This window comes from Polynucleobacter paludilacus, assembly GCF_018687595.1.
GTDB lineage: Bacteria > Pseudomonadota > Gammaproteobacteria > Burkholderiales > Burkholderiaceae > Polynucleobacter > Polynucleobacter paludilacus.
In genome coordinates, this window is the sequence record NZ_CP061298.1 from 1383147 (window position 1) to 1407008 (window position 23862).

Below are 23862 nucleotides of genomic sequence, written 5' to 3' on the forward strand. Positions count from 1 at the left end.
CAAGGGCTGAAATACAAAAAAGGCAGAAATCTGCCTTTTTCTGGGTATTTCTAGTGAAAAACTGCTATTTTGGGGCGCTAACCGTTACTAAAGCAGGTCTCAAAACCCGGTCGGCAATGGAATAGCCACGCTGTAAGACCGAAACCACTGTGTTGGGCTCTTGCTCTGAAGGAACCGAAGCAATTGCTTGGTGGTGGTGGGGGTCAAATTTATCCCCTATCGCAGGATTAATCTCACTCATCTTGCCCTTTTCAAAGGCACTCAAAAGCTGCTTTAGGGTAATTTCTAGACCCTCTTTAAATGCCTTGGCATCAACCGCTTCGGCGCTGAGTGCGGCATAGAGGCTATCAGTTACGGGCACCAAATGCTCTGCAAAGCTCTCAATCGCAAACTTATGCGCTTTCGCGATGTCTTCCACTGCACGACGGCGAATATTTTCACCCTCAGCCTTGGCTCTCAAAAAATTGTCTTGGGCTTCAAGCAATTTTTGATTGAGCTCCTCAATCATTTGCTCAGGAGTCTGCGCAGTAATTTCTGGCTCGACTGGAGTTTGTGCTGGCTGATCAGATTCAGTGGAGGGATTTGGATTTTCAGTTGTCATGATGATGTTTTATTAAACCTTTGCTATCTAAGCAAGATGGGGGCAAGTTTGCCAATTTCAAGGGATATCTCTAAACAGCTTGGGTTTTCGCTAATTCTGCACGCTGATTTCTCAATGACAACTCATCAGCAGACTCGGTACCCAAAGACCAGCCCAAGAGGTGCTGCTCAGCAATATCTGCAAGTGCATCAATCCAGCTTGGATTGCTATTCAGACAAGGAATATAACGATAGTCCTTACCGCCATGTTCCAAGAAAATCTCCCGCGCTTCCATTGCGATCTCTTCGAGCGTTTCTAAGCAATCCGCAGGAAAGCCAGGGCAAAAGATATCAACCCTCTTGCATCCCTCTTTAGCTAATTTCTCAATCATGGGTGCGGTGTACGGCTTTAACCACTCCGCCCTTCCGAAGCGAGACTGAAAGGTAACCAGATATTCACCTGGCTCAAGGCCCAATGACTCGCCCAAGAGACGACCTGTTTTTAAGCATTCGCAATGATAGGGGTCCCCCTTCATGAGATTGCGCTTAGGCAAGCCATGAAATGACATGACAAAACGATCTCCTGCTACGAAATCGGGACGACCATCTTTTTCCCAGACACTGAGGACTTGATTGCGCAACGCTTGAATATAAGCTGGATGATCGTGATAGTGCTTGACCAAGCGGAGCTCAGGCTGGTCACGCCAGGTTTTTAGTATTCGAAAGACTTCATCAAAACTCGATGCGCTGGTCGTAGCGGAATACTGCGGGTAGAGCGGCAGCAATAGCAGACGCTCCATGCCTTGCTCTTTTAGACTCATGAGGACTTGCTCTGTAGAAGGCTCACCATAACGCATGGCCAGATCTACCAGCACCGTATGGCCTTGATCAGCAAATACCTCTGATAACTCTTTCGCCTGCAGTCTTGAGTAATGCATTAAAGGGGAGCCTAACTTAGGCAGCCAAATCGAAGCATATTTTTTTGCGGAGGCTCCACTGCGAATCGGCAGAATGATGCCGTTCAAAATGCACCACCAAATCACCCGTGGAATTTCTACTACACGAGGGTCAGATAAGAATTCTTTGAGATACGCTCTCACCGCTTTTGCTGTTGGAGCACTGGGTGTCCCTAAATTCAGCAACAACACTGCAGTCTTGGAAGCGCGTAAATGGGGATTGGTATTCAAGGCAGATATCTCATCAAAAGAATGTCATTAGGAGCTTAGTGCCCCTGATAATAATTTAGAAGTGATATCCACAATCGGAATCACTCTGTCATACGCCATACGGGTTGGGCCAATCACGCCTAAGGTTCCAACAATCTGACCATCGACACTATAAGGTGCACTGATTACAGCGAGATCCTCGTAGGGCAAGAGATCGCTCTCGCCCCCAATGAAGATCTGGATGCCATCGGCATGGCTCGAGACATCTAGGAGTTGCAACAAAACAGACTTCTGCTCTAAGAGGTCAAACATCTTGCGTAGCTTATCTAAATTAGAACTGAGATCGCCCACATTGAGTAAGCGACGCTCTCCAGACATGACTACATCGCTTTGCCCCATGCCGTAATCTGTCACTCCGCTTTGAAGGGCCAAAGCCATCAAGCCAGAAATATCACTCCGTAAGTTATCGAGATCAGATTTAAGATGATTTCTGACTTCAATAAAACTCTTGCCGGCAAACTGACTGTTAATGTAATTGCTGGCTTCAATGAGTTGACTGGGGGTGTAGTCCTGAGTAGTTGGCAGAATACGATTCTGCACATCACCTTCAGGAGTGACCACAATCAACAGAATCTTGCCTTCCCCCAAACGCAGAAATTCAATATGTTTGAAGACTTGCGCTCTTTTGGGCGTCATGACGACCCCAGCAAAATGGGTCAAATTAGACAGAATTTGTGCCGCTGAATTCATGACCCGCTGGGGAGAATCCGGCAGCAAGCCCTTTTCCATCTCCCGAGCAGCGATCTCCTCAAGAGGTCTAACGGTCACCATGGTGTCCACAAACAAGCGGTAGCCTCTGGGGGTAGGTATCCGGCCAGCGGAGGTATGGGGGCTAGTTACCAAACCCAAATCCTCTAAATCGGCCATCACATTACGAATCGTCGCGGCAGAAAGGTCTAGGCCCGAGAACCGAGAAAGCGTCCGGGAGCCAATCGGCTGTCCCTCTTCGATATAGCGCTCGATAAGGGTTTTAAGGAGGGTGCGAGAACGGTCATCCATGGTGGAAGGGATTGGGTGCCTATGGTTTAATCGTTATATGTTAAGCCCATCTGCAAATTCTCCTAAAAAAGCCTTTAAACGGATTGCCCTGGTTGGCAAATACCAGGCCGAAGGAATCCTGGCCCACTTACAAGACCTGGCAACGCTGCTTAAAAGCCTGGACTGCGAGGTTTATATCGAGGCAGGCACCGCAAGTCACTTGGGGCTGAAAGATTTTCAAAGCAAACAGGTCGCTGAATTTTCTGGGTCAATTGATTTAACTGTGGTCCTTGGCGGTGACGGCACCATGCTGGCGATTGGACGGCAGTTGGCTGGCAGTAACGTACCCTTGGTTGGCATCAATATGGGTCGCCTTGGGTATATGACAGACATCCCCATTCAAGATGTTGAAGCCGTATTGCCCAAAATCATTGCAGGTGATTACGAAGCTGACACTAGAACCCTGTTGGATGCAGTAGTGATTCGTAATCAACAAGAAATTAACCGCGCTCTGGCACTCAATGATGTTGTAGTGAATCGTTCTGGAATATCTGGCATGGTTGAGTTATCCGTCAGCGTAAATGGGTCCTTTATGTACAACCAGCGGTCTGATGGTTTGATTGTTTCTACTCCCACCGGCTCTACCGCCTACGCCTTGTCTGCGGGTGGGCCTATCCTTCATCCCCGTGTTGCTGGTTTCTTGCTCGTACCGATTGCGCCCCACTCCTTATCGAATCGCCCCATCGTTTTACCTGAGGATGTCACGATTAGTATTCAAGTGGTGGAAGGACATGAGGTGATTGTGAACTTTGATATGCAGTCCCTGACCAATCTACAATCCGGCGACATCATCGAAGTGAGTCAATCCACAAAAACCATCAGTCTTTTGCATCCTCGTGCTCATAGTGACTACAAAACTTTGCGTGAGAAACTGCATTGGAATGAGTATCCCTCGACATTCTGATGTTGCATTTATTTGTACGCTAGATCATGCTTCAAAATCTCGCCCTTCGCGACTTCGTCATTGTTGATCAGTTAGAGCTGGATCTTGCCTCAGGGTTTACTGTTCTGACTGGTGAGACAGGTGCAGGTAAATCCATTCTCCTAGATGCGCTTGACTTAGTTTTAGGCGAACGCGCCGATAGCAGCCAGATTCGAGAAGGCGCCCAACGCGCAGAAATCAGCGCCCTATTTCAAATAGCGGATGAACAGATTACCCATTGCAATCACTGGCTTGATGAGCAAGGCTTTCCATTGGGCGAGGAAGGTCGCACTCTTCTTCTAAAAAGAACGATTGAAAGTAATGGGCGTAGCCGCGCGTTTATCAACGGTAGCGTCGCAACCCTTGCACAACTGCGTGAAGCTGGAGATCAGCTAGTCGACATTCATGGTCAACATGCCCACCAACTGTTATTAAAAAGTGGTGCACAGCGTGAACTGCTAGATCGGCATGCCGGTCTTCTGCCACAGGTTCATGAGCTTGGTGAGCTCTACAAACAATGGAGTGACTCGCGCAAACGATTAAGCCAAGCAGAAAATGCAGGGCAGGATATCGAGCGTGAACGTGAGCGCTTGGAGTGGCAATATGAAGAACTCAAAGCACTTTCTCCACTAGAGGGTGAATGGGATGCCATTCAAGTGGATCATGCTCGCCTAGCCAATGCAGCCAAAATTATTACGGGCTGCCAAGAAGCTATTGATGGCTTGAGTGAATCTGAAAACTCTGCTGAATCGATTTTGTCTAAGACGAGTCTCAGTATTGGCAGTTTGGCTCAGCATGATCCCGCTCTAGGTGAAATCAGTCAAGCACTGGAGTCTGCTCAAATTCAGATGGATGAAGCAGTTCATGGTCTTAATCGCTATCTACAAAAGATTGACTTAGATCCAGAGCGCCTTAATCAATTGGAAGAGCGCATGCAAGCACTTCATGCTGCCGCCAGAAAATTTCGTACTGACACAAATCAATTACCTCAACTTTTAAGCGAAACCTCTGAGCGATTAGATGCCCTCAGTGCGTCGCAGAATATTGAAGCACTCCTTAATAGAGTACAAGAGCACCAAAGCCTATACCTTAAATCGGCAAAACTGCTTTCTCAAAAGAGAGCAAAGGCGGCGACTGAATTAGCTAAGTTGGTGACCGCAGCCATGCAGAATTTATCGATGGCCGGCGGACAATTGGAAATTGCTCTTAAGCCCTTGGATGAAGGCGCCTCATATGGACTGGAGCAAGTCGAGTTCTTGGTTGCTGGACATGCAGGAAGCACCCCGCGTCCTTTGGGTAAAGTGGCCTCAGGCGGAGAGCTGGCTCGCATTAGCTTGGCGATTAGCGTAATCACTAGCAAAGCTTCGTTCACACCAACCTTGATATTTGACGAAGTCGATGCTGGTATTGGGGGAGCTGTAGCTGAAACCGTTGGCAAACTACTCAGACAACTTGGTGAATCGCATCAAATTTTATGTGTCACTCACTTGCCGCAGGTGGCTGCTCAAGGGAACCAACATTTCAAAGTCAGCAAATCCCAATCAGGCGATAAGACACTGTCTCAGCTAAATGTCTTAGGTAGAAATGAAAGGGTGGAAGAAATTGCGCGTATGCTTGGTGGCGCAACCATTACCGATACCACCCGCCGACATGCTCGGGAGCTACTAGAGCAGAGTTGAGCTCTTGAAAACGCTTTCCCAAAGATTTAATACTGCAGATCTCGCCGCCATAAATTCTGGCTCTAATGCAATATCCATTCGTGTTTTTTCAAATCCATCTAAGCGCAAGCGGTGCTGCCTAGACCTAAACAGTCGATACGCATTCGAAACTGCCTGGGCAAGCTCTTCACTGATCAATCCCACCTTCGCAGCAACACCTAATAAGGCAATGTTTCCGAGGTTCTGAATGAGTTGTGGATATTGAGATGCATAGGCTAGGATGAAAAATTGAACGGTAAATTCAATATCAACCATGCCGCCAGCATCGTGCTTTAAATCAAACTCATCAGTTGCGTTGGGATGACCGGCATGGACTTTCTGTCGCATCTCTGAAATTTCTCGACGCAAGACATCGACATCACGTGCCTGACTTAGCACTGCTGAGCGAACCCTGTCAAAGAATTGACCGACCTGCTTGCTCCCAGCGCAAGGGCGCGCTCTAGTTAAAGCTTGATGCTCCCATACCCAAGCACTGTTATCACCCTCACGTAATTGATATCTTTTAAAAGCTTCTGCATTGGTTACCAAGAATCCAGCCGAGCCATTAGGACGTAGACGCGTATCAATTTCAAATAAACTGCCTGCCGAGGTATATGCAGTCAACCAATTAATCATTCGCTTAGCTAGAAGCCCATACATCTCTTGGGCTGCATAGTTTTGATCTTCCGCCTCGAATAAAAAGACCAGATCTAAGTCAGATGCATAACCTAATTCTTTGCCACCTAGCTTGCCGTAGGCAATCACAGCAAAAGGTGGCAGGGTGTCAGGATGTTGATCAAACTTCTTAGCAATACTAGGCCACACACGCTCAAATGCAGTTTGCACAATGAGGTCAGCTAATGCAGACAAATGATCACTAACCTTTTCTACTGGCAGTGCATTTTGCACTCCGATACCCAAATCAGCCAAGAGGGTAATAAATGTTTCAGTATGGTGCGTCACTCGCAAGACATCCATTGCCTGCTCAGTACCGCCCTCATGAGCCATCGCATCATCTAAACGTAAATTGAGATTCGCCTTGACCTCACGCCAGTATTCAACAGGCTCTTGAGTCAGCGCAAGCTCAGCACGTGGATTTAATAAGTGGTCTAACAGGTGTGGGTGACGAGTAAGATATGAAGCACCCCACTGAGAAGCCCTTAATAGTTGCAAAACATTCTGCAGCGCTTGCGGATACTCCGCCAATATTGCTAGATATGCTGTGCGTCCTGCTACAGCCTCTAGGAGATCAAAAAAACGTAAGAGCACTTCATCCATATTGGGCGATATTGCCGTGTCCATCTCCAAAAAATCAGCTGCTTTTCGGACCAGCTTTCTGACAATCCATTGACTCTTCTCTGGCAAAACTTTTTGCTTATGGCTTTCAGTCCAAACCTGCCAGCGCTTTAAGCTGTTCGGAAAGCTCGTTGCACTAGGTTGCCAATCAATCTCGATCATCTCTTGTTCTAGACTAGCGCCCGCATCCAAAATAAATGCTTTCTCAAAGTAGCGAGCCACTGCATTTTGGTGCTCGTCTAAGTGAGCCATGAAGGCATTTGCATTTTCGGGCATGGTTCCTAGATCCATACTCTCAGCCAAACGGATTCTGGAGTTTTGATCGTCTGGCAGGTAATGGGTCTGTTGATCCTCCCAAATCTGAATGCGATGCTCTAAACGACGCAGATAGACATAAGCTGCACTTAATTGATCAACCTCATCTTTAGGCAAAATTCCTTTTTGAGCGAGCAAATGGAGCACATCCCTCGTTGCCCGAGTTCGGAGTTGGGGCTCAGTGCCGCCGCGCATCAACTGAAACATTTGTGCCAAGAACTCAATTTCACGTATACCGCCGCGGCCTAACTTGATATCTCGAGAGCGCCCTTCGTGCTTTAGAGAACGGCGCTCAGCCTCTTGCTGGATTTGCCGGTGGAGCTGGCGAATGGCCGAGATGACTCCATAGTCCAGATGACGTCGATATACAAATGGTCGAATCAGCTGCTCTAATTCTTTTTCACAATGCGTAAAAGTATTTGATCTTGGTGATGGCGCAATTAATCTGCCTTTGATCCAAGCGTAACGCTCCCACTCACGTCCTTGCACAAGTAAATACTCTTCAAGCATCTCCAAACTGCAGACTAGAGGACCGGAGTCACCATTGGGTCGCAACCGCATATCAACTCTAAATACAAAACCATTGGCATCATGTTCGGCGAGGCATTTAATTAAACGTTTACCCATTCGGGTAAACCACTCGTGATGAGAAAGGCTTTTAGGTCCGCCTTGAGTCTCCCCTTCATGCTCGTAGAGAAAAATTAAATCGATATCCGAAGAGAGATTAAGCTCACGTCCACCAAGCTTGCCCATGCCTACTACCATTAAGGGCATTTCAAGATTGAGGTCGACGTTCCAAGGCAGACCAAACCGCTCCTTCAAATCAGCGCGAATGAATTCAATGCTGATATTGATAGCTGACTCTGCAAAAAGACTTAGGCTATGCGTTACTTCGTCTAAGTCAGCCAGGCCGTTGAGATCCCGAAAGCCGAGCCAAAGGATTAAGCGTTGCCTTACCAAACGCAGTTCGCTCATGAATTGCGCTTCATCGACCTGCTCTTTTTTTAGTAACTCCCGGCAGGGCTTCAGGAGAGCGAGAATTTTGTCTTCATCCACCTGGGTTGCGCCGACCTCGCCAAGCCACAACTCCCATTCAGGATGGGCACTCAGCCAACGCCCAGCAAAGGTCGAGTGCTTTTTTAAAAATTCCAGCTGGGCTTGAAAATCACGCATTCCCCCATCTTAATCGCTTCATTCCCTCAAGCCAGCAAAGAATAGTCATCTCCAATGGGCTGAAGGATAATAGCTCCCATGCTTCGAAATTTGCTTCCACCTGGTCTGCTAAATGCCTTTCAAAAATATTGGCAGGGCTCCGGCAATCTTTGGCGTAAACGACTTTTGATCTTAGTTACGGCTTTGATCATTTTCTTAGGCCTGCTCCATGCCGGCGTTCGCTACCTTGTTTGGCCTCGTATTGAGAAATCTAAACCCGCAATTGAACAACTACTAAGCACTCGCTTAGGTACGAATGTCACTATCGATCATCTTCAGGTTTCTTGGGATGGACTCAGACCTCAATTCTCGATTGAGGGATTGCGCTTTAATGATGCCAATCACTCATCTGCTCCACTCCAGATTAAAAAAATTCATGGGGAATTAAGCCTAGTCAGCTTTTATTATCTTCAGCCTTATTTCTATAAGCTGCAAATTGAAGATGCACAGATTCAAATCCAGCGCTCTAAAGATGGAGCAATCCAAATTGCCGGCATCACCATTAAAGATAGCTCGGATGATTTCTCGACGGGCAATTGGTTGTTTGCGCAAGATGATATTCATGTCAGCAATACACAGATCCATCTACAAGATTCTCAAGGCAAAGCACTGAATGCTGACGTTGAATTGGCAGATTTCCATTTAACCAACGGAATACGTAAACATGATGCCCTGATTCAAGCGAAAACTCCTTGGAATAATGGCTCACTAGAGCTAAATGCCCACTTCATTCATCGCTTTGGCGGACAAGCTGGAAATTGGCGTGATTGGGCTGGTGAATTTGCATGGAATTTTTCCGATCTTCAGTTCCAGAAAATGAGCCGTGATTTTGACATGCCATTTAATGTTCTTAGCGGCAACATGAGCTCAAAAGGTCATGTGAGCCTAAATGGTGGTAGGCCAGATGGCGGCCAAATGACCTTAATGGCAGATCAATTTAGGTTGCAACTAGCAAAAGAAGATACGCCGATTGAATTTAGTCGACTTGAAACTGAGCTCACCCAAGAAAGCGAAGGTCAACTGCTCTCGATCACCACCCAATCCTTTGCATGGCGTGAAATGAGTAGCCCAAGCAACTCGCCACTGCAACACCTGAGCCCCATGACATTTCGGTGGCTTCCTCCTAAGCCAGGTGAAGAAATTAAAGAGTTTGGTTTTAGCTCTCCCAAAATTTTGGTGAAGGATGTGACTCGCTTTGCATTAAACCTTCCGCTTTCCAAGAAAATTCATCAATGGATTGCAATTGCAAAAGCAGATGGTGAACTACAAGATCTGGATATGCATTGGGCAGAAAAACAATCTGCCCTTTCCAGCCTACCGATTCCAGGATCATGGCTCAACTTTAATAAGTTAGATTTCAGCATCAACGCCCGTCTGGTCGATCTCAGCTTTACTGGTATTAACAAAGACATCCCTAGCGTCTCCCATCTCACTGGGCAATTAGCTGGGGATCAGAAGCAGGGTGTGCTGACCCTAAATTCCCCCAAGCTAGAAATTGAAGTACAAGATTTCTTACTGGATCCAAAAATCAAACTGGATCAAGCCCAAGGACAAATCACTTGGAACAAACAGAGTGGGGGCTGGTTGATTAGCTCAAAAGCGCTGAACATTGAAAATGCGGATCTAAAAGCCAAAGCTAACTTTGCCTATCTGATGACAGGACCAAAGCAAGCCGATCATCTCAACTTAGATATTGATTTTCAGCAAGCAAATTTGGTCAATGCTTACCGCTACCTGCCAGTGACAATGTCAACGGATACCAAACTGTATTTAAGTAAAGCATTTGCAGCAGGCAAGATTGAGAATGGAAGTCTTCACATCAATGGAGATCCCAATAGCGCCCCATTCCCCCCAGGTAGCGCAGGAGAGTTTGCTCTGACCTTTCCCATTAACGGGGTGACATTCAGGCCAGCTCCATTAGTAAGTCCCGAGCAAGGAGTGTGGGGAGACTTTACGAATATTGTTGGAACGATCAGCATGAAACAATCTGCCTTAAATGTGGATATTTCACAGGCCAATCATCAACAGATCAGCATAAGCAATATCAATGCACAAATACCCAATGTGAGCGCCAATCAACTAGCGCTTGCTTTAAATGGCAATGCCAAGGGCCAAGCCCCTCAGATGTTGGACTATCTGTTTGCATCGCCTTTTGGCAAAAAACGTCCAGAGTTTGAGAAGAATCTCAAGCTTGCAGGTCCCCTTGACCTGAATCTCAAGCTACAAGTTCCACTGAACAACAGTGACGATACAAAAATAGATGCACTTCTCAGTCTTGAAAACAATATGGCGCAGTGGGGCAATATTCCGCCGCTTGAACACTTGAATGGCAAAGTACGCATCACTGAAAGTAACCCTGAATTTGAGGATGTCAGCGCTCAATTTTTGGGCGGCTCAATCAAAATGGCGAGCGCACCATCATCAACAGATAAACAAAATTTCACCATTACTGGCGACCTCAGCGCAGATTTTATAAAGAACTACTCCTCTGAAATTTCAGAGTCAGTAAGAACATTATTGAATGGCATGAGCGGAATTGCCAAATATGATGGCCTGATCAGTTTCAGCAAGGCAGGTAGCGAAACAAAGCTGAAGCTCAATCTAGACAACTGGGCAAGCAATACTCCGATGCCTCTCAAAAAACAAAGGGGCGCATCCTTACAAGGCGAGTTGCTTTTACAAACCTTTGCTAAAAAAACCAATCCGGATCGGCTTAGCTGGTCTGGAAACTTAGGCAGCCAGCTCTTTACTCAAGGCGCACTAAATCAGAATAACGATTTACGTTATGCGATCGGTATTGGCGGGGTCGCAGCGATGCCCTCACAAGGCTTGAATTTAGGCATTCAAGTCAATGAACTTAATTTCGATACATGGCTGGCATTTTTGTCCGCCAATAGAGCTAAAACACCTCCAAGTAAGAGTCCAACGAGCTTATCCGATGGCATCCAAATCAACGCTCAAGTCAAAGCATTGACCGCCGCAGACTATGTTTGGCCCAATCTCAGCCTCACTGCAAGCCTCAAAGATAAGAGTTGGAAATTGAATTTGAGCTCTCCCAAAATAACCGGGCAAGTTCTTTACAGTGAGCCATCCTCTGCTCTACCAAGTGGCATGATCAGCGGTCATCTTGATCTTCTGAAATTGATTGATGAGCAAAACCCTAAAGCCGTCTCTAAGGATAAAAAAGTAGCAACGCCCAACACCAAGCTTTCGCCAAACTCTATACCCAGCCTAGATCTGACGGTAGATAATTTTGTTTGGGAACGAGCCCAACTTGGTCTAGTCAAAATTAAAAGCCAAACCACCAAGAATCTGCTCAACCTAGAAAAGCTGCAGGTTATTAATCCACAAGACAATGCGACAATTACCGGCCAATGGAGCATCGATCCTCGAACAGGTCAACAGAAGACATCACTTATTCCAGATCTCCAAATTAAGGATGCCGGTCAAATCATTGCGCACTGGACTCCAGCAAAATCGGTTGAAGGTGGTCAAGGCCAATTGACTGGCAAGCTAGAGTGGATTAGCAATCCCTTCTCACCTGATTTTCAAACTTTGAGCGGACAGCTGAATCTCAAGCTAGAAAAGGGGCGTCTGCTCGAGGTTAATTCCAGCGCAGCCCAAATCCTGAATGTATTGAGTTTACAAAGTCTATTTAAATTCGCCACACTGGACCTGCAAGGCAGCGTCGGAAATCTCGTGAGTAAAGGCACGGCTTTCAACACCATCAATACCACTTTCAATATCCAAAATGGCATTGCCAAGACTGATCAGTTTGTGATGATTCTAGATCAGGCGCGCGTTGCGATGAATGGGCAAATTGATGTCCCTAAGCAAACACAAGATTTACGGGTGACCATTTTCCCAACGATCGACGCCACTGCGGGCTCACTCGCTCTGTTTGCGATTAACCCAATCGTTGGCCTGAGTGCTTTAGTTGGTCAATACTTAGTAAGCAATCAAATCAATCGCTCGATGCAATCAGACTATCTCATTCAAGGATCATGGAGCAATCCAGAGGTTGTACCACTGAATCAACAAGGGCAGCCTTTGGATCAGAAAACTTTGGACACAATTCGTAAAAAAGGTTTGCTGAAAGAACAGAGTAAGCCAAACTCTTCAGGCAATCCCACCCCCACTCCAGCCCCTGTGGCCGCAAGCCCGGTTGAATGATTTCTCTATACTCAATATGAATTCATCCGAAATCCAGATTGCTGCCATTCAGATGGTATCGACGCCAGTGCCTCAAGAAAATCTAGAGACGGCAGCTCGACTCATTAAAGCAGCAGCAGACGCAGGTGCTCAGGTAGCAGTATTACCGGAATATTTCTGCCTCATGGGTTTGAAAGATACCGACAAGATCCAAGCACAAGAAAAAGCGGGTGTTGGTCCGATTCAGGAAGCGCTCAGCTCCTTGGCAAAAGAGCATGCTATTTACCTATTTGCCGGCACAATTCCACTGCAGGCGAGTGAGAACAATAAAGTTCTGAATACCTCCCTCGTTTTTAGTCCTACTGGAGAGCAAATTGGGCGCTATGACAAAATTCATTTATTTGGATTCGAGACCTCAACCGAAAGATATGCCGAAGCAGAAACTATCGAGGCCGGAAGCCAGCCAGGCGTAATTGATTTAAATATTGACGGCGGACATTGGCGGTTTGGTCTCAGCATTTGCTACGACTTACGCTTTCCGGAGCTGTATCGCTCCATTGGCCCAGTCGACTGTCACATTATTCCAGCCGCCTTCACCTATACCACCGGAAAAGATCATTGGGAAATCTTATTGAGGGCGCGTGCAATTGAAAACCAATGCTATGTACTTGCTTCAGCCCAAGGCGGTCAGCATCTCAATCAACGACGTACTTGGGGCGATAGTATGCTGATTGATCCCTGGGGTACGGTTCTTGCCCATCTACCCGAGGGGGAAGGCTTTATTTCTGGGATACTGAGCAAAGATAGGTTAAACGAGGTACGCTCTAAGTTACCGGCCTTGAAACATCGCAAGCTTGAATGACATGAACACACCCGAAGCATTATTTCCTAGCAGTTGGACCCAGGCCAAGAAACAACCTGAACTACTAAAGCTCGCAAAAACGATTTTGCTTGAACCTACCGGTTTAACTGAGCAAGATCTTCATCGCACCTTCGGCAATATGTTTACACATCGCCTTGATGATGCTGATCTTTACTTTCAGCACACTCGCAACGAAAGCTGGAGTCTTGAAGAAGGAATTGTGAAATCAGGAAGTTTCAGTATTGACCAGGGTGTGGGTGTGCGGGCAATTTATGGTGATAAAACAGCCTTCGCCTATTCCGATGAAATGAATCTAGAGGCCCTGAATAAGGCTGCTAAAGCAACTCGAGTCATAGGCCCACAAGGCGGAAAACAAGCACTTGGCAGCAAAATTTTCATTCCCACTTCTAATGAGCTCTACTCCGATCTCAATCCCTTAGACTCATTGCAGCCTAAAGAAAAAATTGCACTGCTCGAAAGCATTGAGCATCGAGCAAAAGCGCGTGATCCTCGCATCATTCAAGTAATGGCGAGTCTCGCTGGTGAATTCGATGTGATCTTGGTGGTGCGTTCAGATGGTTTGCTAGCTGCTGATATCAGGCCACTGGTTCGGATTTCGGTTCATGTCATTGCAGAACAGAATGGTCGACGTGAATCTGGCTCCTCTGGTGGCGGGGCGCGTCATGACTATTCTTACTTCAATAGCGAGCTGGTAAATCAATATGTCGATGAAGCCGTCGATAGTGCTTTAGTGAATTTAGATTCCAGGCCAGCACCAGCAGGTCAAATGACGGTTGTGATGGGCCCAGGATGGCCTGGCGTTTTATTACATGAGGCTGTTGGACATGGCCTTGAAGGAGACTTTAATCGTAAAGGATCCTCTGCTTTTGCAGGGCGCATCGGTGAGCGGGTTGCTGCCAAGGGCGTCACTGTTGTTGATGATGGCACTCTCTCAGGCCGCAGAGGCTCCCTCAATATTGATGACGAAGGTACTCCGACACAATGCACCACACTCATTGAAGACGGGGTTCTCAAAGGTTACATTCAGGATAGCTTGAATGCCCGCCTCATGAATATGCCCTTAACGGGCAATGGTCGACGTGAGAGTTTTGCATCCTTGCCAATGCCCCGCATGACCAATACTTATATGCTTGCTGGGAAAGATGATCCGGAAGAAATCGTGTCCAGCATCAAACGGGGTCTGTATGCTGTCAATTTTGGTGGTGGTCAGGTCGATATTACAAGCGGTAAATTTGTCTTCTCGATCTCAGAAGCCTATTGGGTCGAAAACGGCAAAATCCAATACCCCGTCAAAGGTGCCACCATTATTGGCAACGGGCCGGAATCCCTAAAGCAGGTTTCCATGATCGGAAATGACCTAAAACTGGATGGCGGTATCGGGGTTTGTGGCAAGGAAGGCCAGAGCGTTCCGGTAGGGGTTGGCCAACCCACTTTACGCATTGACGGCATGACTGTCGGTGGTACGGCTTAATACGGCTTAAAATAGTCGCATGAGCCAACAAAACACCAACCCCGCTAATTGGTATGCCGCCGTTGACAAAACGTCGGATACCGACGACCAACGCATTCATAACATTACGGTTCTGCCTCCGCCAGAACACTTGATTCGTTTCTTTCCGATTTCGGGCACATCAACTGAGGCACTAATCAGCAAAACTCGTGTCAAAATTCGGAACATCATTCACGGTAAGGACGATCGCCTCTTAGTCATCATCGGCCCCTGCTCGATTCATGATCCTAGAGCTGCTTTGGAGTATTGCCAGCGTCTTTTAGCTGAACGTGAGCGTTTTGCGGGCGAACTTGAAATCGTCATGCGTGTCTATTTCGAAAAGCCCCGCACTACAGTTGGTTGGAAAGGCTTGATCAACGATCCCTACCTCGATGAGAGCTATCGCATTGAGGAAGGTTTGCGTATTGCGCGTCAAGTGTTGATGGAAATTAATCGTCTTGGTATGCCCGCTGGTAGCGAATTCCTGGATGTGATTTCGCCACAATATATTGCTGATTTAATTTCTTGGGGTGCAATCGGCGCACGCACCACCGAGAGCCAAGTTCATCGCGAACTCGCTTCTGGTTTATCTGCTCCAATTGGATTTAAGAATGGTACAGATGGCAATATTAAAATTGCTACTGATGCAATCCAAGCAGCAAGTCGTCCACACCACTTCTTATCAGTCCATAAAAATGGTCAAGTCTCTATCGTTGAGACCAAAGGCAATAAGGATTGTCACGTGATTTTACGTGGTGGTAAAGAACCAAACTACGAAGCCCAATATGTTCAAGCTGCCTGCGCTGAGCTCGAAGCAGCAAAGCTTCCAGCCAGTTTGATGGTTGACCTATCCCATGCAAATTCAAGCAAAAAGCATGAGCGTCAGATTATTGTTGCTGAAAATATTGCTGAGCAAATTGAATCTGGTTCAAATCAAATTTTTGGCGTGATGATCGAAAGTCACATTAAAGATGGTGCACAGAAATTTACACCAGGCAAAGATGATCCAAATCAACTCGAGTATGGCAAGAGCATTACGGATGCCTGTATTAACTGGGAAGACTCAGTAAATGTTTTAGAAAGATTGGCGCTTGCAGTAAAAAATCGTCGCAAGCTAAAGAAATAAATAAGCTCTTTGTTCAGATTAAGAGACTAATTTATTTAGTCTCTTTTTTTTCGTGCTTCCACAATACATCTTGTCCACCAGCAGCTCGATTTAAAACGCGAGCTAGAACAAATAAAAGATCGGATAGTCGATTGAGATACTGGCGTGGGGCATCATTGATTTCAACATCCCACCCTAAACGAACCACTGACCGTTCAGCACGACGACATACTGTTCGGCAAATATGTGCTTGTGCAGCTGCCATAGTGCCGCCAGGAAGAATGAATTCTGACAGGGGCTCTAGAGTGGCGTTGTATTGAGCAAGCCATTCATCCAAACGGCTCACTTGCTCATCTTTGAGCAGGGTGTAATTTGGAATACAAAGCTCGCCGCCCAAGTCGAACAAGTCATGTTGCACTTGCAGCAATAGATCCTGAAGGGCTTGAGAGACACTACTTGGTAATGGGGTTGCTAACAAAACCCCGATTTCGGAGTTCAGCTCGTCGACATCACCCATGGCGCAGATCCGCAAATGGTCTTTTTCGACCCGGCTGCCGTCGCCCAAACCAGTCATCCCGGCATCACCCGTTCTGGTCGCAATTTTTGAAAGTCGGTTACCCATGAACTCATTATAGGTAAATGGCTAAAATAGCAGTTATGAATATGGTCGCCCCACCCCCTGATCTCGCAATCATTAGCGCTTTACAGACTAAGCTGGTTGCCGCCCTACGACCAATCCTGCCTGAAGATGGCCTCCTTTGGGAGCCTGAAGACACGATTCCCTATGAATGTGATGGCTTAGCAGCCTATCGTAGGATGCCTCTAGCCGTTGCATTGCCAGAGACTGAGGCTCAAGTTGCTCAAATTCTGAAGATTTGTCATGCCATGAATATCCCTGTTGTTCCAAGGGGGTCTGGCACCGGCCTTTCAGGTGGAGCAATGCCAATTTCCCAAGGCTTAGTCCTCTCTTTAGCAAAACTCAAAAAGATTGTCAGTATTGACCCTTTTACTCGCACCGCCGTTGTTCAGCCAGGCGTTCGTAATCTAGCAATCTCTGAAGCGGTTGCACATTTAGGCTTGTATTACGCGCCCGATCCTTCATCCCAAATTGCCTGCTCGATTGGCGGCAATGTGAATGAGAACTCTGGAGGGGTGCACTGCCTGAAGTACGGCCTAACCCTTCACAATGTTCTACGTGTTCGTGCCGTACTCATGAATGGCGAAATCGTTGAGTTTGGTGGACTAGCCCCAGATGCACCAGGATTAGATTTAATGTCGGTGATGATCGGTAGCGAGGGCATGCTCGCAGTGGTAACTGAAGTTACCGTAAAGCTCGTACCTAAGCCCAAACTCGCAAGAGTCATCATGGCTAGCTTTGACGATATTGAAAAAGGTGGCAATGCCGTTGCAGCCATTATTGCCGCAGGGATTATTCCTGCCGGTTTAGAGATGATGGACAAAGCAACTACACGTGCCGTAGAAGAATTTGTTCATGCAGGCTATGACCTCGATGCGGAAGCGATTCTGCTCTGCGAATCCGACGGCACTCCAGAAGAAGTTGCTGAAGAAATTGAGCGCATGACCGAAGTTCTGAAAAAAGCTGGGGCCAGTGGCATTCAGATCTCACGTGATGAAGCTGAACGTTTGAAGTTTTGGAGCGGGAGAAAAAATGCTTTCCCTGCAGCTGGACGCCTCGCAGCTGACTACTACTGTATGGATGGCACCATTCCTCGCCGCCACATCGCTACTCTCTTGAAACGCATTCAGGGGATGGAAAAGAAATATGGCCTTGGTTGCTTAAATGTATTTCATGCGGGCGACGGCAATATGCATCCGCTTATTTTATTTAATGGCGCCGATCAAGACGAATGGCATCGCGCTGAAGACTTTGGTTCTGAAATTTTAGAAGCCTGTGTTGAATTGGGTGGCACGATTACAGGCGAGCATGGCGTTGGTATCGAGAAGATCAATACGATGTGCATTCAGTTTGGTGAAGGTGAACGCGAATCGTTTTGGGGCGTAAAAAATGCCTTTGATCCAGATAAATTACTCAATCCAGATAAAGCGATTCCCACACTCAATCGTTGTGCAGAATACGGTCGTATGCGGGTTAGCAAAGGAATCCTCCCTCACCCAGAGTTGGAGCGCTTTTAATGAGTCCTGCAGATTCCCAGCAGCATATTGAGTCTTTTCGTAAACAGATTCTCGAGGCAGCACAATCTAAAACGCCTTTGTCCATTGAGGGTGGCGGCACCAAAGCATGGTACGGCAACCCCAATTCATTTTCTAAGCTCAGCACCAAAGCTTATAGCGGCATCCTCGACTATCAACCTGAAGAGCTAGTAATCACGGCTTGTGCCGGTACTCTACTAAAAGAAATTGAAAGAGTCCTGTCTGAGAAAAATCAAATGCTTGCCTTCGAGCCCCCACATTTCGGTGAAGGCGCTACGCTTGGAGGTGTCATCGCGGCAGGCTTAGCTGGTCCAGCTCGTATCAGCGTAGGTAATTTACGTGACTTTGTTTTAGGCGCTCGCATCATGGATGGCAAGGGTCAAGATTTATCTTTTGGCGGTAAAGTGATGAAAAACGTAGCAGGCTATGATGTATCTCGTCTCATGCCGGGATCCTTAGGTACTCTTGCACTCATCCTAGAAGCATCAGTCAAAGTCTTACCAAAGCCCGCTGCTAGTACGAGCATTCGCTGTCAAATGACGCAAGCTGCTGCTTTACAAAGCTTGAATGAATCTGCCGGTCAACCTCTACCCCTATCTGCAAGTTGCTGGATTGGTAAAAACCAAGCCGATAGCTTTGGTGAGCTCACTATTCGATTGGCAGGAGCAGAAGCAGCGGTTTATGCCGCAAAAATATCCCTGTGTTCCAGTCTCAACGCGAAAGAGCTGGATACAAAAGAGGCGGAAGCTTTTTGGAGCAATCTTCGAGAACAGCAGTTGCCAGACTTTACAAGCCTGGCAGCGGATGAAACGCTCTATCGCCTCGCCTTGCCTGCAGCCTGTGGTTCGCTTGAACTCAACAATATGTCTGATGACATTATTTTGGAGTGGCATGGTCAAGAGCGTTGGCTAAAAGGTCTGAGTGATGACGCCACTTTTAACGCTCTAAAAAAAATTGCGAGTGCTCATGGTGGACATGCAATGCGTTTTCGTCAGGGCTCGAATGTGAATCCTGCAAATCAACGCTTTACTCAGCTCAGTGAACAAAGTCATTCGCTAGCGCTTGAGCCAATTCAGACTAGGCTCAGAGCTAGCTTTGACCCTTCCGGTGTTTTTGCCACCCATCGTCTTCCATAAGCAATCCATGCAAACTGAACTCGCTCCCCAATTTCAAAATACCGCTGAAGGTTTAGAAGCCGCCCGAATTTTAGGTAAATGTGTTCATTGTGGATTCTGTACAGCTACCTGCCCTACATATCAACTTCTGGGCGATGAGCTGGATGGACCGCGTGGACGCATCTATCTCATCAAACAAATGGCTGAAGGTCAAGCACCTACTGAGAAGACCCGGCTGCATCTTGATCGCTGCCTAACCTGCCGCAACTGTGAAAGCACCTGTCCTAGCGGTGTTCAATACGGCAAACTCATCGATATTGGGCGTCAATGGGCTGAAGAAAATACCCCTCCACGCCCACTGAAAGATCGTCTCACCCGTTGGACTCTCAAGGAGGGATTAACTAGTCCCGTCCTGATGAAGACAGCAATGAAATTGGGTCGTCTAGTACGCCCCATTCTGCCGCCTAGTATGAAGCGAAAAATTCCGCTCCTCAAGAATAAAGCGCTTCACCCTAATACCAACCCTCACCATCGACCCCAAACAGAGCATGCTCGGAAAATGCTCTTGTTGGAAGGTTGCGTTCAACCCGATATGCTGCCGAATGTGAATTCTGCTACCGCTCGGGTATTGCACGCGCTGAATATTCAACTGATTAGCGCGCCTAAGGCGACCTGCTGTGGCGCTCTGCGTTATCACCTCAATGATCAAGTCGGTGGTTTAGGTGATGCCAAACAAAATATTGATGCCTGGTGGCCTTTAATTGAGTCTGGGGTCGAGGCAATTGTGATGACCGCCTCTGGTTGTGGTGTGATGGTCAAAGATTATGGGCACCTCTTAGCTGATGATCCAATATATGCAGCCAAAGCAAAAAGGGTTTCAGAGCTAACGAAAGACATCTCCGAAATCTTGCCTTCACTCCAAAATGAATTACTGGAATTGATTGGTAGCGACCAGAAACCAGGTGTGGTTTATCACCCACCCTGCACCTTGCAACATGGCCAACAAATCCGTGGTCAAGTTGAGAAATTACTGACCAGTTTAGGTGTGGGAGTACGATTGTGTGCGGATAGCCATTTATGCTGTGGCTCAGCTGGTACCTATTCAATTACACAGCCTGAACTTTCAGAGCAATTACGTAAACAAAAATTAATGCACTTGCAAACTGCATGCGATGAATCGGATGCTGAGTTGATCGTGTCAGGAAATATTGGCTGCATTGCCCATCTACAACAGGATCAAACTCCCGTTATTCATTGGATAGAATTGGTCGATCAACTCCTTACTCAACAAGCAGAGAAAAAATGACGCTGATTGCACCCCATCTTGAACAGGTTCGTCGACGGGTTCAAGATGCAGCCTTAGCAGCCCAGCGCAATCCCAGCAGCATTACTCTGATGGCGGTAAGTAAAACTTTTCCCATCCAAGATATTGCGCAAGCCATTGCAGCAGGTCAAACGGTATTTGGAGAAAACTATGTGCAGGAAGGGATCGAGAAAATCCAAATGCTCGCAGCTTTCCGCCCCAAACTCGAGTGGCATTTTATTGGGCCACTCCAAAGCAATAAAACGAAAGATGTAGCGGCTCATTTTGATTGGGTGCATAGTATTGACCGCCTCAAGATTGCTGAGAGACTCTCTATTCAACGCGGGGAGCTTGCTATTCCCAAGAAGCTGCAGCTTTGTGTGCAGGTCAATGTCAGCAATGAAGACTCCAAAAGCGGCATCCCTTTAAAGGAAGCAGAAACACTCTGTAGCGCCATTGCCCAATTACCTCACGTTTCCCTAAGAGGTTTAATGGCTATTCCTGCGCCGACCTCAGATCTCATCATTCAGGGACAAGCTTTTGAGGCGGTAGAGGATTGCTTCAAGCAAATTCAGATCAAATACTCAAAAGAAGTAGGATTTCAAGAATTTAATACCTTATCAATGGGAATGTCGGATGATATGGAGTCTGCAATAGCCCATGGGAGTACGATTGTCCGAGTGGGTACCGCGATATTTGGTAAGCGAGATAAGATAAGCGCATGACAAACAAAGATCAATTTACGAACGATATTCATATCACCTTCATTGGTGGTGGCAATATGGGCCGCGCCATGATTGGCGGCCTTCTTCATGACGGCCTTCGCTCAACTCAGGTATCGGTGGTTGAAGCAAAAGCTGACACGGCAGTAGCTCTCATTAACGACTTTTCAATTAAGCTGATCACTTCGATAGATCAAATCGCTTTAGATGCTGCCAAAAATAATGTCATCGTCATGGCAGTCAAGCCCCAAGACTTTAAAGTGGTTTCTCGTGCTCTCAGCACTCAACTTCAAAACTCTCCAGTAAAACCTTTAATCCTCAGTATTGCTGCAGGAATACGCACCGCTGACATGAACCACTGGCTTGCTCAGTCCCGTTGTGTTCGAGCAATGCCCAATACTCCTGCCCTCATTGGAAAAGGCATCACTGGTCTATTTTCTGAGACTGGCGTTAGTCAGGCTGACCGTGAATTAGCAGAAGGCATTTGCAAGGCGGTTGGGCAAACAGTTTGGGTAGATGAAGAGCCACTTTTGGATGCCGTGACTGCCTTATCTGGCAGCGGCCCCGCTTACGTATTTGCTTTTCTGGAAGCATTACAAGCTGGCGGCGAAAAACTCGGGCTAGATTCAGCAACTGCGCGCAAGTTGGCTTATGCGACGCTTGAAGGCGCATCTCAACTCGCCAATCATTCTGTAGAGAGTGCCAGCGCCCTCCGTGAAAGGGTTACATCAAAAGGCGGTACTACTGCTGCCGCCTTAGAGGTACTTAAAGATTTAGACTGGCAAGCCATACTTGGAAAAGCCCTTGCCGCAGCCCAGGAGCGCAGCAAAACCATGGGTGATGAATTAGGTCAGGGATAAACCCAAAACGATTCCTAAGAACAGGAATCCGCCCAACCAATTATTGTGAAGAAACGCCCTGAAGCAATCATTACGTGAGCGAGTAGATACTAGTCTTAGGTGATACAAAGCGCACAGCAATGCAGCTCCCCAGCCTAGCCAAAAATACCCACTCAGATGAGCAAGTTGAGCAACGATCATTTGACTCACTAGCAGCAGACCATAACAAATTCCAATCGCAGCTATATCAAAACGACCAAATGTAATTGCTGAAGTGTTGATGCCGATGCGAATATCGTCTTCACGATCCACCATGGCATAAGCAGTATCGTAAGCAATCGCCCAAAAGATATTGCCGACAAATAAAATCCACGCCTCTAGTGGTACGAATCCCAATACAGCGGCATAAGCCATTGGGATACCAAAACCAAACGCTACACCCAGCACTGCTTGAGGAATGGCAAAGAAACGCTTGGTAAATGGATAAACTGCAGCGATCAGTACTGCAAAAATAGATAAGACTTTGGTCAATAGATTGAGTGGCTGAATTAAAGCAAAAGCAAGTAAGGCCAAAAATATTGCAAGCCAAACTGCTTCTTTACCCGAGATCTGACCGCTGGTGACGGGACGATATTGGGTTCTGAGAACATCGCGATCAAAATCTTGATCTGCATAATCGTTTATGGCGCAACCTGCGCTGCGCATCAGGAAAGTACCGAGCGTAAAAATAAATAGAATCTGTAGATCTGGTAAGCCACCGCTTGCTAGCCACAAAGCCCACCAAGTCGGCCACAACAGCAACAGTGTACCGATGGGTTTATCCAATCGAATGAGACGTGCATAGGCCCGTAAGCGTTCACGCATTAATCAAGCTCACCCCAGATAGGTCGCAACGACGAATCGTTTTCGCAAGCTCTTGCATCACCGGAGCGCGGGTGTAGCTTTTGCGCCAAACTAAGCACACCCGTCTGGTAGGCGTTGGCTCCTCGAGTGGAATATAACGAATCAAACCTTCTTGGGTTTTGGGATCGTCGACCGAAGTGCGCGGTAAAACACTAATACCGATTCCGCCAGCAACCATTTGTCTAATCGTCTCTAGCGAGGAACCTTCAAAACTATGCTGCTCGCCAATGGTTGAGCCACTTCCTAGGCGATTAAGCTCTGGACAAACGCCGAGCACATGGTCGCGGAAGCAATGGCCTGCACCTAGCAGCAAAGTATTTTGGGCTTTTAATTCTTGATGAGCAATCGCTTGACGACTTTCCCAAGCATGCCCTTTTGGTACAGCAACTAAGAATGGCTCATCGTATAAATCAATCATCTCCAGACCGGAGCTAGGGAAAGGATGTGCCAGTACCGCACAATCGAGCTCACCCTGCCGCAACATTTCTAACAAACGGGCCGTAAAATTTTCTTCTAGAAATAAAGGGGCGTTTGGCAAAGACTCTCTAGCCTCTCTTACTAGACTAGGTAGCAAGTATGGGGCAATGGTGTAAATCGTACCCAATCTTAGTGGGCCCGACAAAGGGTCTTGGCCATGCTTTGCTAAATGCTTCAAAGTATTTGCTTCTTCTAGAACACGCTGAGCCTGCTCTACTACCAAAGCGCCTAAAGCAGTCATCGACACCTCAGAGCTGGTTCTCTCAAAAATCTGAATATTGAGCTCTTCCTCTAACTTCTTGATGGCGACAGAGAGCGTAGGCTGAGAAACAAAGCAAGCCTCAGCTGCGCGCCCAAAGTGACGCTCACGAGCGACGGCAACGATATAACGCAGTTCAGTCAGTGTCATAAAATAAT

General features: G+C 47.1%; 18 protein-coding genes. 11 read left to right on the forward strand and 7 right to left on the reverse strand.

Going from position 1 to position 23862, the window contains the following annotated elements:
- Nucleotides 1-64 precede the first annotated feature (64 nt).
- The 3 genes from grpE to hrcA form a co-directional block, all read right to left on the reverse strand.
- Nucleotides 65-601, reverse strand: coding sequence for a nucleotide exchange factor GrpE (gene grpE, locus AOC06_RS07305; protein WP_215379831.1), 537 nt, complete (start codon nt 599-601; stop codon nt 65-67).
- 70 nt (nt 602-671) lie between these two features.
- On the reverse strand, nt 672-1766 hold the full coding sequence (gene hemH, locus AOC06_RS07310) for a ferrochelatase (protein WP_215379833.1): 1095 nt from the start codon (nt 1764-1766) through the stop codon (nt 672-674).
- 27 nt (nt 1767-1793) lie between these two features.
- On the reverse strand, nt 1794-2804 hold the full coding sequence (gene hrcA / locus AOC06_RS07315; protein WP_112205160.1) for a heat-inducible transcriptional repressor HrcA: 1011 nt from the start codon (nt 2802-2804) through the stop codon (nt 1794-1796).
- 37 nt (nt 2805-2841) lie between these two features.
- Here hrcA and AOC06_RS07320 point away from each other — a divergent pair, with 37 nt between their 5' ends.
- Together AOC06_RS07320 and recN are read left to right on the forward strand one after the other, a co-directional pair.
- Nucleotides 2842-3747, forward strand: coding sequence for an NAD kinase (locus tag AOC06_RS07320; protein ID WP_215379834.1), 906 nt, complete (start codon nt 2842-2844; stop codon nt 3745-3747).
- Between the two features lie 26 nt (nt 3748-3773).
- On the forward strand, nt 3774-5444 hold the full coding sequence (recN, locus tag AOC06_RS07325) for a DNA repair protein RecN (protein ID WP_215379836.1): 1671 nt from the start codon (nt 3774-3776) through the stop codon (nt 5442-5444).
- On the opposite strand, the gene glnE is transcribed toward recN, so the two are convergent.
- Nucleotides 5430-8246 (reverse strand): bifunctional [glutamate--ammonia ligase]-adenylyl-L-tyrosine phosphorylase/[glutamate--ammonia-ligase] adenylyltransferase, encoded by a 2817-nt coding sequence (glnE, locus tag AOC06_RS07330; protein ID WP_215379837.1) that lies wholly within the window; start codon nt 8244-8246, stop codon nt 5430-5432. The two genes, recN and glnE, sit on opposite strands and share 15 nt — an antisense overlap.
- A gap of 78 nt (nt 8247-8324) precedes the next feature.
- Here glnE and AOC06_RS07335 point away from each other — a divergent pair, with 78 nt between their 5' ends.
- The 4 genes from AOC06_RS07335 to AOC06_RS07350 are packed head-to-tail and all read left to right on the forward strand — an operon-like array spanning nt 8325 to nt 15935.
- Nucleotides 8325-12458 carry a YhdP family protein gene (locus AOC06_RS07335; RefSeq protein WP_255879931.1) on the forward strand — a complete coding sequence of 1378 codons (4134 nt, stop codon included), beginning with the start codon at nt 8325-8327 and terminating at the stop codon, nt 12456-12458.
- Nucleotides 12459-12474: 16 nt separating this feature from the next.
- Nucleotides 12475-13299 carry a carbon-nitrogen hydrolase family protein gene (locus AOC06_RS07340; RefSeq protein WP_215379839.1) on the forward strand — a complete coding sequence of 275 codons (825 nt, stop codon included), beginning with the start codon at nt 12475-12477 and terminating at the stop codon, nt 13297-13299.
- Nucleotide 13300: 1 nt separating this feature from the next.
- Complete coding sequence (gene tldD, locus AOC06_RS07345; RefSeq protein WP_215379841.1) at nt 13301-14791, forward strand: metalloprotease TldD; 1491 nt, start codon at nt 13301-13303, stop codon at nt 14789-14791.
- Nucleotides 14792-14810: 19 nt separating this feature from the next.
- Nucleotides 14811-15935 (forward strand): 3-deoxy-7-phosphoheptulonate synthase, encoded by a 1125-nt coding sequence (locus AOC06_RS07350; protein ID WP_215379843.1) that lies wholly within the window; start codon nt 14811-14813, stop codon nt 15933-15935.
- A gap of 31 nt (nt 15936-15966) precedes the next feature.
- Here AOC06_RS07350 and AOC06_RS07355 read toward each other — a convergent pair whose 3' ends face one another.
- Entirely contained in the window at nt 15967-16536 is a 570-nt protein-coding gene (locus tag AOC06_RS07355) for a cob(I)yrinic acid a,c-diamide adenosyltransferase (RefSeq protein WP_215379844.1), read from the reverse strand.
- 41 nt (nt 16537-16577) lie between these two features.
- Here AOC06_RS07355 and AOC06_RS07360 point away from each other — a divergent pair, with 41 nt between their 5' ends.
- Genes AOC06_RS07360 through proC form a run of 5 tightly spaced genes read left to right on the forward strand, consistent with a single transcriptional unit; the run spans nt 16578 to nt 22086 of the window.
- Nucleotides 16578-18068, forward strand: a complete 1491-nt coding sequence (locus AOC06_RS07360) for an FAD-linked oxidase C-terminal domain-containing protein (RefSeq protein ID WP_215381890.1) — start codon at nt 16578-16580, stop codon at nt 18066-18068.
- Entirely contained in the window at nt 18068-19222 is a 1155-nt protein-coding gene (gene glcE, locus AOC06_RS07365; RefSeq protein WP_215379846.1) for a glycolate oxidase subunit GlcE, read from the forward strand. The genes AOC06_RS07360 and glcE overlap by 1 nt, the downstream gene beginning before the upstream one ends.
- A gap of 7 nt (nt 19223-19229) precedes the next feature.
- Nucleotides 19230-20507: a glycolate oxidase subunit GlcF gene (gene glcF / locus AOC06_RS07370; protein ID WP_215379848.1), complete on the forward strand. Its 1278-nt coding sequence runs from the start codon at nt 19230-19232 to the stop codon at nt 20505-20507.
- Nucleotides 20504-21229 carry a YggS family pyridoxal phosphate-dependent enzyme gene (locus tag AOC06_RS07375; protein WP_215379850.1) on the forward strand — a complete coding sequence of 242 codons (726 nt, stop codon included), beginning with the start codon at nt 20504-20506 and terminating at the stop codon, nt 21227-21229. The genes glcF and AOC06_RS07375 overlap by 4 nt, the downstream gene beginning before the upstream one ends.
- The gene (gene proC, locus AOC06_RS07380; RefSeq protein ID WP_215379852.1) at nt 21226-22086 is read left to right on the forward strand and encodes a pyrroline-5-carboxylate reductase; all 861 of its coding nucleotides are present in this window, start codon (nt 21226-21228) and stop codon (nt 22084-22086) included. The genes AOC06_RS07375 and proC overlap by 4 nt, the downstream gene beginning before the upstream one ends.
- Here the strand turns inward: proC and ubiA are convergent.
- Both ubiA and AOC06_RS07390 read right to left on the reverse strand, forming a co-directional pair.
- On the reverse strand, nt 22072-22929 hold the full coding sequence (gene ubiA / locus AOC06_RS07385; protein ID WP_215379854.1) for a 4-hydroxybenzoate octaprenyltransferase: 858 nt from the start codon (nt 22927-22929) through the stop codon (nt 22072-22074). The two genes, proC and ubiA, sit on opposite strands and share 15 nt — an antisense overlap.
- Nucleotides 22922-23854: a LysR substrate-binding domain-containing protein gene (locus tag AOC06_RS07390; RefSeq protein WP_215379855.1), complete on the reverse strand. Its 933-nt coding sequence runs from the start codon at nt 23852-23854 to the stop codon at nt 22922-22924. The genes ubiA and AOC06_RS07390 overlap by 8 nt, the downstream gene beginning before the upstream one ends.
- Nucleotides 23855-23862: the final 8 nt, after the last annotated feature.

Excerpts from the sequence above, each read along its gene's own strand:
- grpE (WP_215379831.1), bottom strand. The coding sequence starts at position 601 with ATGACAACTGAAAATCCAAATCCCTCCACTGAATCTGATCAGCCAGCA.
- hrcA (WP_112205160.1), bottom strand. The coding sequence starts at position 2,804 with ATGGATGACCGTTCTCGCACCCTCCTTAAAACCCTTATCGAGCGCTAT.
- AOC06_RS07320 (WP_215379834.1), top strand. The coding sequence starts at position 2,842 with ATGTTAAGCCCATCTGCAAATTCTCCTAAAAAAGCCTTTAAACGGATT.
- recN (WP_215379836.1), top strand. The coding sequence starts at position 3,774 with ATGCTTCAAAATCTCGCCCTTCGCGACTTCGTCATTGTTGATCAGTTA.
- glnE (WP_215379837.1), bottom strand. The coding sequence starts at position 8,246 with ATGCGTGATTTTCAAGCCCAGCTGGAATTTTTAAAAAAGCACTCGACC.
- AOC06_RS07335 (WP_255879931.1), top strand. The coding sequence starts at position 8,325 with ATGCTTCGAAATTTGCTTCCACCTGGTCTGCTAAATGCCTTTCAAAAA.
- AOC06_RS07340 (WP_215379839.1), top strand. The coding sequence starts at position 12,475 with ATGAATTCATCCGAAATCCAGATTGCTGCCATTCAGATGGTATCGACG.
- tldD (WP_215379841.1), top strand. The coding sequence starts at position 13,301 with ATGAACACACCCGAAGCATTATTTCCTAGCAGTTGGACCCAGGCCAAG.
- AOC06_RS07350 (WP_215379843.1), top strand. The coding sequence starts at position 14,811 with ATGAGCCAACAAAACACCAACCCCGCTAATTGGTATGCCGCCGTTGAC.
- AOC06_RS07355 (WP_215379844.1), bottom strand. The coding sequence starts at position 16,536 with ATGGGTAACCGACTTTCAAAAATTGCGACCAGAACGGGTGATGCCGGG.
- AOC06_RS07360 (WP_215381890.1), top strand. The coding sequence starts at position 16,578 with ATGGTCGCCCCACCCCCTGATCTCGCAATCATTAGCGCTTTACAGACT.
- glcE (WP_215379846.1), top strand. The coding sequence starts at position 18,068 with ATGAGTCCTGCAGATTCCCAGCAGCATATTGAGTCTTTTCGTAAACAG.
- glcF (WP_215379848.1), top strand. The coding sequence starts at position 19,230 with ATGCAAACTGAACTCGCTCCCCAATTTCAAAATACCGCTGAAGGTTTA.
- AOC06_RS07375 (WP_215379850.1), top strand. The coding sequence starts at position 20,504 with ATGACGCTGATTGCACCCCATCTTGAACAGGTTCGTCGACGGGTTCAA.
- proC (WP_215379852.1), top strand. The coding sequence starts at position 21,226 with ATGACAAACAAAGATCAATTTACGAACGATATTCATATCACCTTCATT.
- ubiA (WP_215379854.1), bottom strand. The coding sequence starts at position 22,929 with ATGCGTGAACGCTTACGGGCCTATGCACGTCTCATTCGATTGGATAAA.
- AOC06_RS07390 (WP_215379855.1), bottom strand. The coding sequence starts at position 23,854 with ATGACACTGACTGAACTGCGTTATATCGTTGCCGTCGCTCGTGAGCGT.